The organism is Marivirga tractuosa, from assembly GCF_042140215.1.
GTDB classification, from domain to species: domain Bacteria; phylum Bacteroidota; class Bacteroidia; order Cytophagales; family Cyclobacteriaceae; genus Marivirga; species Marivirga tractuosa_A.
Map to the genome: position 1 here is coordinate 1,196,933 of NZ_CP159478.1, position 11,839 is coordinate 1,208,771.

The following is an 11,839-nucleotide window of genomic DNA, read 5'->3' on the forward strand; positions in this document are numbered from 1 at the left end:
AATTATCTAATTACTCTCTCAGGAAAAACTACAACAGATTCATTTCCATTTTTATCTACTGCTGCCACTCCGAAATAATAATTATCTATTACTATTCCTTCTAAAGTATGTTCATTTACCTTCCCAACATAGCGGAAATTATCCCAAGTAGGAGAGGTAGTTAATCTCCAATAAATTTTATAACCTACTATATTATCATCTTCTACTTCATCCCAAGCTAGTTTAGCAGATGGTTCTACCACTCCACCTATTCCTACGTTTTGGGGTGCTGGTGGTGCCCACGCCAATCCTGCCAAAGAAATAGCGTTTACGGCAGTGAGTTTTTTTGCATAATCAAAATTCACACCTTCCACTACATCACCATATTCAATTCCATCCTCCACTCTAATATCCTGGTGCTGACGGTTATAATTTTCGTGGGCTTCCATAATTCTTATACCTGCAAAGCCTAAATCATTAAAAGGTCTGTGATGGCCGCCTCTTCCAAACCTATCCAATCTATAAATCATCATCGGGTTCATTTCAGGCATATAAGTTTGGACTTGATTGTGTACATAGCGAGCCAATTGTCTAGAAATCCCATCCACTTCTCCGCCATAATATCTACGCATAGTACGTTCTCTTTCCGTTTCAGTAGGAGGAACAGGTTCTGAGAAAATTCTGAAAGTACGATTGTCAATTACACCATCCACACCTTCAATATTTCCAATCATGTCATTATTTAGGATACCAATAATATTCCATTCTTTTTCCTGAGCATATTTGGCTAATCCTGCACCGCCAAATAATCCTTGCTCTTCACCAGAAAGCCCAACATAAACAATGCTGTTCTTAAATTTGTATTTAGATAGCACTCTAGCGGCTTCAATTGTCCCCGCCATTCCTGAGGCATTATCATTTGCTCCTGGTGCATCGGTTTCAAAATCCATTGTATTACTAGCGCGGGAATCTATATCTCCTGACATTAATACATGATTATTAGGATAATCAGTCCCTTTTTGAATCGCCACTACATTCACAACCCAAGCATCTTTAGGAACTCTGTTATTTCCTTCTTTGGTGACAAAGTCTTTTTGGTAGAAAACTTCTAAGCAACCACCACATTCTTCAGAAATTTTATCGAATTCTGCTTTTATCCACCTTCTAGCAGCGCCAATACCGCGCTCATTGGACACCGTATCCGAGAATGTATTTCTGGTTCCAAATCCTGCTAAAGTTCTGATGTCACTTTCGATTCTATCTGCAGAAACTGATTCTATTATATCATAATGGCGAGTATCCACTTCTTGTGGTACTTGGCTAAAACCCATATAGGCAATAGCGCTTAACGCAAATGTGAGTATATGTCTTGTCATAGTATTAATTATTTTTTCTTAATATATGAATACCAAAATCAAAAAGTAAGGAAATTGTTGGGGAATGAGTCTCATCTTTGATGAGTGGAGGATTTGATGATGAATTAATTTACAGATGTGCTGATGAATGCAATAGCACGAAACTAGGTCAGTACCTAAGGTCTGCACCGGGATATAAAAAGGAAATAAAGTAGAGATAAGTTGAAATAAATAGAAATGTGATTGAATAGTCGTTGAATTCCAAACATCCAACATCTTTCACCCTACATCCAACACAAAAAAACCTCAGAGCATCAAAGAAATTGCGTGAACCCCGATTATTACAGGATTTGGGCTGCGTACCTGATCAGCCTTCCACTGTTATCCTGAATGCCGTAAAACGGCAAACGAGGTACCGACTAAAGTCGGCATGAGGCCTGGCTTTACAAGCTTGCTTCACCCGGTATTGTCATACTTGTTAGGTTCACCAAAATTTGTTTAACACCCTGAGGATGCTGCAAAATTACAGCTTTCAAAGATCAAACAAGAAGACATTGACGAAAGTTTTCCACAGCGGAATTATTATTTATAAACTAAAGTAATAAACGCTTTCAAACTGAATGATATGGTCCCGATTAGCACTTATTAAATCACTATTTCGGCTTACAACTGAGAATTGTAGCTTTTGTCCCTTTTTTATAAGTCGACCTATTCCTAATGAAAATCTATTTTCCAGTTCATCCCCCAATTGATTGAAGGCGTAAACCAATTCATTTCCTGCAATCAGATAGAATTCTTTTGGGTCTAAGTTTTCTCCTTGCAATGGAAAATCATTGCTAATGGCATATCTAAGTCTTGTTAAATAGTCGCTAGAACGGATTCTTTGCTCTATTCTAAATTTATTACCTAATCGATACCCACCGAAATTAGTAATGAAAGCAAATTGTTGTGTTATTCTATGTTCCCATCCGCTTTCTGACTCAAACGGATCATAAGTTCTGTACATATAGCCCAAACTTAATTTTTTACCTCCTAAAAGTGTGTAGGTTCCAAAAGCTTTAATTTCCCAGCGATCTGTCTTGAAATTTTTTTCCCCTTCACCATAGTTGGTGAATCTTTGTCTGCCCATTATGGAGACATTATAGCTCCATCTGGAATCTATTTTTTTAGTCAGAGAAATACCTGGTTCCCAGCGGATAGATGGACTATTTTGGGATTGCCCGATAAATGGAATTAAAAAGAAGCAAAAAAGAAGGCTTCTAATAAAGTACGTTGTCATCAGCCCTTTTAATGATTTTATTGATTTGTTCTACTTTTCCTTTAGCACCAAATAGAAACTCAAAGTATCCTCTTTCATTTTCCTCATCAACTACTTCAGCCTCAATTTCATATTTTATGATGAGGTCTTCCAAATCCATTTCTAAAAACTCCTCAATATATTCTTCATCATCATCGATTTCCAGTTCACCATCTTCATATTCTTCTTCCCTATTATATTGAATCTGGATTCTGTTGAGCTTATATTTCTTATAATTGGGCTGAAAATACTCCTGAATATGTTTTTGAATTTCTTCAGGAAGTTCTTCTATTTCTTTCAGGATTTCAATATCCAAAAGGCTTCCATCTTTATGAAATTTGATGCTTATTTTTTCATCCTTGTAGATGGTTTTGACTTCAAAAAAATAAGTATCCTTATCGAAATCCTTGAAATATCTAGTTCTTTTCCCTTTTTTGAGAATGGGCTTTATTAATTCTAAAGCAGGTTTTGGAAATTCTTCTTGCTTGATTTTTTCCTCCTTTTCAAATTTCTCTCCAATTTCCTGAGCATAGGAATTACTTGCAAAGGCGAAGTATGTTAAAAATAGTATTAAATATTTTAGAAAAGGTTTCATCACTTATTTTGTTAAGAGACTATCCATTTTAGTATTAAAATCCTGAACAAATTCATCATAGTATTTCCCAGTTCCAGGGCCACTAAACCCAGTGTGAATAGTAACCAATTCACCATTTTTATCAATAATAATCATGGTTGGAAATGAAATAACACGATTTAGCATGGGTAAAGTTTTGGATGCTTCTTCTTTGTCATTAGTGCCTGCAATGAGGAAATCATAGTTAACATCATATTTATTGATCATTTTCTCCACCCTGCTTTTGGCATATTCAAAATCATCTTTTGCTTCATAAGCCAAGCCAATAATTTCTACTCCTCTATCTTTGTTTTCATCATACCATTGAGTGAGGAATTTGGTTTCGTCCATGCAGTTAGGGCACCAAGTGCCAAAAATCTGAACAATCACTACTTTATCTTGATATTTCTCATCTTTTAGGCTTACTTTCTCTCCTTCTAGATTCGGAAAACTAAAATAGATATTGTCATAACCCTTCTTTAAATAAGTTAAAGAATCTGGATGAGGCAGCTCAGCATTTTCATTTTTAAAAGCCGTCCAGCTTTCATACCATTCTTTTCCTGAATAAAAATCACCTTTTAAGCTTTTATCATTTTGTAATTCTGCTTCAAAAAGGAAAGCATGATTTCCATCGAATGTGCTTAATTTCATTTGATTTCCTTCAGCTATTCCAACTAGATATCGATAATCGCCCAAAGGAGTTAAAAATGTTCCTTTAATGTCTTTACCATTTTGTTCGAATATTCCTACAGCCTCAGTGGTATCTTGTTCTTTCGGTTCAATGAAAGTTACTTCCCACTTTCCTGAGAAATCGGCAGGCTCTTCATCTGAATCACTTTTAAATCGAGTATCTCCTTTGTGAAATGTAATGGGTAATACATAGTCTTCTTCATAATGCTTAGTGTATGTTCCAGCTAATACATTATTGCCAATTTTAACATCTATAGTGATATCAAAAATGTGCAAAGGAATCTGAAGGGAGTCATTTTTCTTTTCGATTTCATCTAGAATAATTTCTTCTTCACCATTTATAATTCCTGCCTTAATGTTGCCATTTTTTTCTTCTTGAATTTGCATTTCAAAAGGCATGGTTTTACCCTGCATACTGATTTCACCTATCCATTTTCCTGATAGGTCAATCTTCTCTTTTTCGGGTGAGCATGCAAAAATTAATATTAGGATACTTAATAGGTAGAAATTTTTCATAGCGATATAACTCATTAAAGAAACAGGAGTTTCAAAATTTAAAAATCTAAAGTAAAATAGTTTGAATAAATTATGAGGAAAAATGGAATAATTCTTTGTTAAGGATATTAGGATTTAGCTTTTAAAGCTACTTTAAATTCTGCTCCTTTTCCTTTTTCACTTTCTACCCAAATTCTCCCGCCCATTTTATCAGCCATAGTTTTTACAATGTAAAGCCCCAAACCTGTTGACTCATCTGTGCCAATTGGCTTAGCTGAAAGTTGTTGGTATTTCTTAAATAGGCGGCTTTTATCATCATCTGTAAGCCCTGGCCCCTGGTCTTTTACAGAAAATATAACTTCATCATCTTCTTGGTAGATGGTATAGTTTATTTGGGTTTCATTAGGAGAAAACTTGATGGCGTTGGAAACCAAATTATCTACAATTCTTCTCAGATAAGTTCGGTCAACTTCAAGTTCAAGGTTTTTATCCAACACTTGCGTAATAAAAATAATATTCTTTTTAGCGGATAACAATTCATAAGGCATTAAACTGCTATCTACAAATTCTTGTACATCTATAACTTCAGGCTTGAATTTTTTATCATCCAATACCATATTTCCAGTGTCCAAAAAGCCTTTTACTATTTGTAAACCATCCGCAACCACCTGCTTGATCAGGTTAATTCTTTCTACTTGTTGGTCGCTTAAATTTTCTTGATTATCGCTCAATAATAACTGAACGATGGTGTAAACTTTGGCAAAAGGAGTTCTTAAGTCATGGGTAACTTTCCCTAATATATCATTATCATCATATTGCTGAATGATACGGGATTCTTCGGCTTCCAAATCTGTAATGCTTTTACTACTCGACTTGCTTTGAAATTCAGTGAGATTCGCATTAATTTCATTATATGCCACGTTAAGCTTTCTGAAAAGGGAATTGAGTCTTTCATTGGCAAAATATAATTCGCTTACATTGTCAAAAACCCATAATTCACCCTCTTTACCAGCGATATAAGCATTTTTCCGTATTACTTTCAATACAGAATTTTCAAATTTCCATATCCAATCTTCCCCAAAGCTGGAAGGTAAAGCATTTAAGCTTATCATATTATTACCTACCAATTCTACTTCCTCTTTATTGGTGACTTTAACCTTAAGTTCAGTTAATTTTTTGCTAAAATGTTCTGATGGGATAGATTTTTCATTTTTCTTTAGGCCGAAAATCTCAAGTGCCTCATTATTAAGCCAAGTATCACCGTTTTTATTTTCTGTGAATACAATGGCTTGAGGAAGTCTATCTAAAATAGTTTCTAATCGCTGAGACTTTGATTTTTCTTTCCTTTCATTATTAATCAATAAGATTAACTCTTTTAATCTTTCGGAAATAACATGAAAGAATTTTTTGTCTTGAGAAGTTAAATCAAACTTTTGCTGCGAGGAAAAACCTACATAAATTTTTTTATCATTTATATCTACAGGAAAAATTAGGTGATGTTTAAATAATAGAAATGGCTTTTTAATTTCAACAGTGAAAAAAGGATATTGACTTTTATCTTTCAATTCATGATTAAAAGGGATGCTTTCTTTTATTAATGGATTATCTAAATCCCACTTGAGACAATTATCCTTTTTGCTTTCTTCCACCACCCAATGCTCATCAGCTTCAAATTCATGAGTGATGAACTTAAGCATATTATTTAATGCTTTTGCAGGAACGCCTTCTGCTTCTACTAATGAACTTTCATTCATTATTTTAAGAAGAAGTTCTCCAGGAAGTTCTGATGCTATTTCAGCCGTATGTTCTAATTTATAAGCCATAAAGTATACTCAGGAATTTAAATTATTTTAATTCATCCCTAAAAACAACTTAAATATACGCTAAAAATCACATCTTATCGAAAAAAATAGAAATGAATATTTAATTTGGATCTATGAAAATGTGATAAAACTTAGTCTGTTTATAACTATAGAGCTGAAAGAATAGAAAGGATCTGAATGATAATTTAAATTGATAATGAGTTATGGATACTTTCCACTTAAAATATCAGTCAAAAAAACTTGTTCTTTTTTTGAAGTTTTCTTCGCTAGAAAAATTTTACGCTTTTCATCATAATAAATTTGATCAAATTGGTTATCAACCAGTTTTGTCCCCTTAGTAGTAAGTATCCTGAAACTGCCGTATTTTTTAACTTTAATAAAACCATTTCCCACAGAAATATTGTCATAAGTGGGATATGACAATACTTTACCTTGAATATTGGCAATTCCCCATTTTGAGCCTTTTCTTAATAAATAGAATCCATTTTCTTTTATGATTTCATCATATTCAGCTTCAATTATGAAGCTTCCATTTACATCAATCAATCCATATTTATTGTTGTATAGAACAAAGGCAGTTTTATTTTCAAAATCAGAAACCTCAGAATAGTAGGGCTGTATCACTAAATCTTCATTTCGATTAATAAAGCCCCATGAATTCCTTATTTTAATTGCTGATCTTTCATCATTAAATGAACGAACTGTATCATAACGATTGGCGATTCTTAGAATACCATCTTTGTTAATAAATCCCCAATGACCATTTTTCTGAATGGCAAGAAATTCATCATCAGAAAAGATGACGGTATCGTAATCATTAATTTTAAAAAGTTCTTTACCTGAATCATTTAATAAAATATGTTGGTTGTTATTACGAAATATTATTCCTGATTCTCCATGGCTATTATATTTCCCTTTTTTGAAACCACTAAGAGGATTTCCATTTATATCAATTAATCTAAATGTGTGATTAACATCTTGTTCTACTCCAAAATCACCATAGAAGTCATAATATAAGCGGGCTTCTACTTTTTCATTTCCGTCAGATATAGATTCTTGCAAATACTTATCTACTAATTTATATAGAGAATTATTGATAGGATTAATTTCTCTATATTGAGGAGGTATTATCCAATTATTATCTTGATCAATCACTCCAAACCGATCTTTGAAATTGACAATAAAAGATTGCCCATTTTTCTGAATGCTATGATATAGTGGCGGGATAACTTCTGATAAATTTTCATCAAAAATTCCCCAATTGTCATTAATTTTTAGAGCAATGTTTTGGTCTAAAAATTGATATGAATCAGCTTTTATAGTTTTCCCCTTTGTATTGAGAATGATAAATTCATAGCCTTGAAATATTTTCTTTTTCACAACAAAGAAATCTTTATTCCAAATAACCTTTCCAGAGTATTTTTCAGTGGTTACTTCATTGCTGTCTTTGGCTATGAAAGTCTGTTTTGATTTGTTGAGAATGAAACGGTTTCCAAATACGCCTATCAAATCAGCGTGAAAAACTTGTTTATTCTCATTAGTATATAAGTTGAAGATTTGAGCAAATTCAGAGGTGTTTTTTACTAATAAACTATCATTCAAATAGAAAACAGAATCTCCTTTTTGCTTCCCAACTTCTTCTCCAGTTTTATTTAGAATGCTCCATTCATTCAAAGGCGTAACAAAAATGTGTTTGCCATTATTCCACTCTATTCTTTTGTATTCAATAGGTAATAAAATTTTACCATCTTGCCTGATAAGCCCCTGTTTGCCATTTTTGAAAATTATTGCTACCCCATCACGGAAAGTAGAAACACTGTCCATGTTTTCAAAAAGGATTTCAGACTTAGGGTCTAGTTTTATCAGTTTTTTATTACCATAATTTTTAGTAACCGTAAAATTATTATGTCCTAAATAAGCAATATGAAAATATTCAAATGGAACAGCAGTCTTTCCTGATGAATTAATGATCCCAAAGTAAGTATCCTTTTCTTTTTTGGTTGCGGCAATGAGGTGATTTTCAGCGGGATAAATATTTCTGTAATTAGATTTTATTTTAGGCTTCCCATTAGTCTTTATTAGGCCATAAAATAAAACTTTGGAATATTTACTTTTTTCAGAAACAACGAATAAATCATCTCCAAATGGAATTAGGCTAGTGTATTTGGGTTTTGAAACCACCTCAAAATCATCCGACATCAAACCCCATAAATCACTTTGCTTATAACCTATATATCCATTTATATTTTTCGATTCTCCATCAGACCATCCAAAAGCCTGATATTTAGGATCAAGTAATATGTTTCCCTTTTCGTTTTTAACCCCTTTTTTTCCTTTTTCTGAAAAGATTTCCAAAGTACTGTCGTGTGAGAAATCAGCGTATGCTTGTGCTTGACTGGCATAGGCAAGTAGAGACCATGGAATTAAGAAAATATAAATTAATTTAGCCATATGATACGGTCTATGACCGACTTATTATTTGAGAGAAATACAATATTATTTACCCCTTTTTTTTCCCAAAAGGTATGAAGGGAGTCAAAATTTAATTAACTGAAATGTCAAAAATAGAAAAGTAAAAGCAGTATGCATAGTTTATGAAAGAAAAGAATGATTTTTTCGATAAGGTATATCAAGTTGTCCGATTAATCCCCAAAGGAAGAGTGACGTCCTATGGCGCTATTGCTAAATACTTGGGAGCTGCAAAAAGTTCCAGAGTAGTGGGCTATGCTATGAATGCCTCTCATTCCATGGAGGATATACCTGCTCACAGGGTGGTGAATAGAAATGGATTGCTCACGGGAAAAATGCACTTTGAAACTCCTGATGCGATGCAAAATGCACTAGAAGCAGAAGGAATTCAAGTAAAGGATGATCAAATTCAGGATTTTGACAAAATATTCTGGAATCCTATGGAGGATTTGGAAATATAATTTATAGCTATTCAACATTTGAAATCAGCTTCAAACTAATTAAAAATATTCTCTAGATATTTATTTCTGATATCTCGGTAGATATAAAAATCAGAATCTATACTAGCAATTTGATGAACTCCTTTTACTTCTGAAGCAACAATTAGGCTGGCATCTGCCAAATCCATCGGCACATCGTCATATTTTCTGGTTAATTCGGATAGACGACTGATTTTATCATGCTCCAATTCAAAAATTTTTAAACCACCTCTTTCTATCCATTCTAGAAAATTAGCTTGTGCTTTTGTACTGAAACTTAGCATATGAGAAGTCTCAGTAATTACTGGCCAGGTAGTGATCAATCCTCTTTCGAGTGTTTTAAGAAATGAAATGGCTTTTAAATGATGTTTGTCGCTTCTGTCAAAAAGCGCAATTAAAGGGCCTGCATCAATGAGAATGTTTTTCATTTAGCATCTTTTTTAAGCGTTTTTTATAGGTGGTTGAGCGATCAGTATCATTGCTTGAAGCTGCACCAAATAAATCCTGACCAGACTCATAAGCAGAAACTTCAGACTTTTTAGTAAGATATTGTGTAAGCGCTTCTTTAACTACCTGAGATTTAGACAGCCCATTTTTCTCACAGTATTCTGTGAGTTTCTTTTCCTCCGATGATGTTAATCTTGTGGTAAGCATCTTTTATATATTCAGTATTACAAATGTAATACAATTTTTTTAATCTTCAAGTTCCAATTTGTCTTTTTTAATCAAAAATAATCCAAAAAATGTAAGTAATCCATTGACTACCAATATTTCAAAACCAAATTTATAGCCGTAAAACCAAGCTTCAGAATTTTCATTAATAATATAAGAAAGTATAGGGGCCAGAAATGCAATCATTGGAACCCATTTGTCTTTCAATTGGTATTTTGTAATCAAGCCAAAAGTGAATAATCCCAAAATAGGACCATAAGTATATCCAGCGGCTTTAAAAACAGCAGTAATTACGCTTTGATCATTAATCGCTTTGAAAGCAATGATGACCAAAAACAGGATAACAGAAAAAGCTAAATGAACTTTAACCCTAATTTTCTTTGAAATCGGCTTATCATCTTGGCCTAAACCCAAAAAATCTACACAAAATGATGTAGTTAAGGCAGTAAGTGCTGAATCTGCGCTAGAATAAGCAGCAGCAATTATTCCTAAAAGGAAAACTACCCCTGCAATTAGAGGGAAATGTTCAAGCGCAAGCAAAGGATACAAATCATCGGTTCTGGTTGGAATAGCAATATTCATTTCTCCTACATAAATGTAAAGTAAAGCGCCCATGCTTAGGAACATGAAATTCACAATCACCAATACAATGCAAAACCAAAACATATTCTTTTGCGCATCTTTTAATGAACGGCAAGTGAGGTTTTTTTGCATCATGTCCTGATCTAAACCAGTCATCACTATTGCAATAAAAGCACCGCTAATAAATTGCTTGAAGAAATTTTGACCACTTTGCCAGTCCCAAACAAATATTTCAGAATAGCCCGAAGAAGAAACTTTTTCTGTTAGCTGTAACCACGACATATCCAAAGCATCTTTCATTAAATAAATGCTGATAGCAACAGCTGAAATCATAAAGAGCGTTTGAAGTGTGTCGGTCCTAAACGATAGTTTTAATCCCACCTCTGAAAGTGTACAGCCAAATTAAGGCAATGGTGATAGCAACCGTTACTGAAAAAGGCCAGCCATATGCATCAAAAATAGCAATTTGTAATACTCCAGCCACTAAAAATAACCTAAAAGAAGAACCTACTATCCTTGATAATAAAAAGAAAAATGCCCCACTTTTATAGGAGTATTTACCAAATCGCTGTTCGAGATAAGTATAAATGCTAATCAGATTCAGTCGATAATAAAGTGGGAGTAAAACTGTAGCAATCACAAAATAACCTACCAAATAGCCCAATACTACCTGAAAGTAAGCAAATGCAGTATTCCCAACTTCACCAGGGACACTTATGAAGGTCACTCCAGAAAGAGAAGCTCCTATCATCCCAAAAGCCACCAAATACCAAGGCGATTGCCTGTTGGCCGTGAAAAAAGTTAGGTTGTCATTTTGACGGGAAGTAAGCCAGGAAATCCCCATTAAAACAAGAAAGTAAATGGATATGACTGAAATGACAAGTATTGGACTCATATAGTATTTTTTATATTATTTATCCAAAAATACGATTGCACAAATCACAATTCCCATTGAATTGATATAATTTCTTAACCGGTTATTAAAATGGATTTTTAAATAAATCCGAAGTTGGTTAATTTTTCGTAAATTTGCATAGGAATTATGCTTAATTGTAACATTAGGCTTTTTTTTAAGTTATTGAGGCGTGATGGGTGATTTTAAAATATTTTATCAATTAGAAGAAGACAAGAGAGAGGTAGTTGTAGAAACCACCTCCGATGAAGATATCAATGATTTGATAGTCTATAATGATGATGTAAATACATTTGAACATGTAATCAATACGTTGGTGAAAGTATGCAAGCACACACCAGAACAAGCTGAACAATGTACATTACTAGTGCATTACAAAGGCAAATGTGCTGTTAAGAAAGGTTCTTTTGTTGATTTAATTCCATACAGACAAGCCATAGTTGATGCAGGGATTAATGCTGAGATAGAATAA

The 11,839-nt window shown here is 33.5% G+C and carries 10 protein-coding genes and 1 pseudogene; 2 read left to right on the plus strand and 9 right to left on the minus strand.

The window, feature by feature from the left end:
• Positions 1–2: 2 nt before the first annotated feature.
• From ABWH96_RS05445 to ABWH96_RS05470, 6 genes are all read right to left on the minus strand, one after another.
• Positions 3–1,355, minus strand: a complete 1,353-nt coding sequence (locus ABWH96_RS05445; RefSeq protein WP_375580480.1) for a M28 family peptidase — start codon at positions 1,353–1,355, stop codon at positions 3–5.
• Between the two features lie 565 nt (positions 1,356–1,920).
• Complete coding sequence (locus ABWH96_RS05450; protein ID WP_375580481.1) at positions 1,921–2,613, minus strand: DUF2490 domain-containing protein; 693 nt, start codon at positions 2,611–2,613, stop codon at positions 1,921–1,923.
• Positions 2,594–3,226 carry a hypothetical protein gene (locus ABWH96_RS05455; RefSeq protein ID WP_375580482.1) on the minus strand — a complete coding sequence of 211 codons (633 nt, stop codon included), beginning with the start codon at positions 3,224–3,226 and terminating at the stop codon, positions 2,594–2,596. Before ABWH96_RS05455 ends, ABWH96_RS05450 begins: the two co-directional genes overlap by 20 nt.
• A gap of 3 nt (positions 3,227–3,229) precedes the next feature.
• Positions 3,230–4,450, minus strand: coding sequence for a TlpA disulfide reductase family protein (locus tag ABWH96_RS05460; protein ID WP_375580483.1), 1,221 nt, complete (start codon positions 4,448–4,450; stop codon positions 3,230–3,232).
• Positions 4,451–4,557: 107 nt separating this feature from the next.
• A complete protein-coding gene (locus ABWH96_RS05465) occupies positions 4,558–6,252 on the minus strand; it encodes a sensor histidine kinase (RefSeq protein WP_375580484.1) in 1,695 nt (564 codons plus the stop codon).
• Positions 6,253–6,453: 201 nt separating this feature from the next.
• The gene (locus ABWH96_RS05470) at positions 6,454–8,703 is read right to left on the minus strand and encodes a WG repeat-containing protein (protein ID WP_375580485.1); all 2,250 of its coding nucleotides are present in this window, start codon (positions 8,701–8,703) and stop codon (positions 6,454–6,456) included.
• 143 nt (positions 8,704–8,846) lie between these two features.
• On the opposite strand from ABWH96_RS05470, the gene ABWH96_RS05475 reads away from it, so the two are divergent.
• Positions 8,847–9,182 (plus strand): MGMT family protein, encoded by a 336-nt coding sequence (locus ABWH96_RS05475; protein ID WP_375580486.1) that lies wholly within the window; start codon positions 8,847–8,849, stop codon positions 9,180–9,182.
• A gap of 35 nt (positions 9,183–9,217) precedes the next feature.
• Here ABWH96_RS05475 and ABWH96_RS05480 read toward each other — a convergent pair whose 3' ends face one another.
• The 3 genes and pseudogenes from ABWH96_RS05480 to ABWH96_RS05490 form a co-directional block, all read right to left on the minus strand.
• Positions 9,218–9,628 carry a type II toxin-antitoxin system VapC family toxin gene (locus tag ABWH96_RS05480; protein ID WP_375580487.1) on the minus strand — a complete coding sequence of 137 codons (411 nt, stop codon included), beginning with the start codon at positions 9,626–9,628 and terminating at the stop codon, positions 9,218–9,220.
• Entirely contained in the window at positions 9,609–9,854 is a 246-nt protein-coding gene (locus ABWH96_RS05485) for a ribbon-helix-helix protein, CopG family (RefSeq protein ID WP_375580488.1), read from the minus strand. The genes ABWH96_RS05480 and ABWH96_RS05485 overlap by 20 nt, the downstream gene beginning before the upstream one ends.
• Before the next feature lie 39 nt (positions 9,855–9,893).
• Positions 9,894–11,349: pseudogene (locus ABWH96_RS05490) on the minus strand (sodium:solute symporter).
• Positions 11,350–11,542: 193 nt separating this feature from the next.
• On the opposite strand from ABWH96_RS05490, the gene ABWH96_RS05495 reads away from it, so the two are divergent.
• Positions 11,543–11,839 carry an ATP-dependent Clp protease adaptor ClpS gene (locus tag ABWH96_RS05495; RefSeq protein ID WP_375580489.1) on the plus strand — a complete coding sequence of 99 codons (297 nt, stop codon included), beginning with the start codon at positions 11,543–11,545 and terminating at the stop codon, positions 11,837–11,839.

Bases quoted from the DNA above. Each gene is read 5' to 3' on its own strand.
- ABWH96_RS05475 (WP_375580486.1), top strand. From the start codon at position 8,847: ATGAAAGAAAAGAATGATTTTTTCGATAAGGTATATCAAGTTGTCCGA.
- ABWH96_RS05485 (WP_375580488.1), bottom strand. From the start codon at position 9,854: ATGCTTACCACAAGATTAACATCATCGGAGGAAAAGAAACTCACAGAA.
- ABWH96_RS05445 (WP_375580480.1), bottom strand. From the start codon at position 1,355: ATGACAAGACATATACTCACATTTGCGTTAAGCGCTATTGCCTATATG.
- ABWH96_RS05495 (WP_375580489.1), top strand. From the start codon at position 11,543: ATGGGTGATTTTAAAATATTTTATCAATTAGAAGAAGACAAGAGAGAG.
- ABWH96_RS05470 (WP_375580485.1), bottom strand. From the start codon at position 8,703: ATGGCTAAATTAATTTATATTTTCTTAATTCCATGGTCTCTACTTGCC.
- ABWH96_RS05450 (WP_375580481.1), bottom strand. From the start codon at position 2,613: ATGACAACGTACTTTATTAGAAGCCTTCTTTTTTGCTTCTTTTTAATT.
- ABWH96_RS05480 (WP_375580487.1), bottom strand. From the start codon at position 9,628: ATGAAAAACATTCTCATTGATGCAGGCCCTTTAATTGCGCTTTTTGAC.
- ABWH96_RS05465 (WP_375580484.1), bottom strand. From the start codon at position 6,252: ATGGCTTATAAATTAGAACATACGGCTGAAATAGCATCAGAACTTCCT.
- ABWH96_RS05460 (WP_375580483.1), bottom strand. From the start codon at position 4,450: ATGAAAAATTTCTACCTATTAAGTATCCTAATATTAATTTTTGCATGC.
- ABWH96_RS05455 (WP_375580482.1), bottom strand. From the start codon at position 3,226: ATGAAACCTTTTCTAAAATATTTAATACTATTTTTAACATACTTCGCC.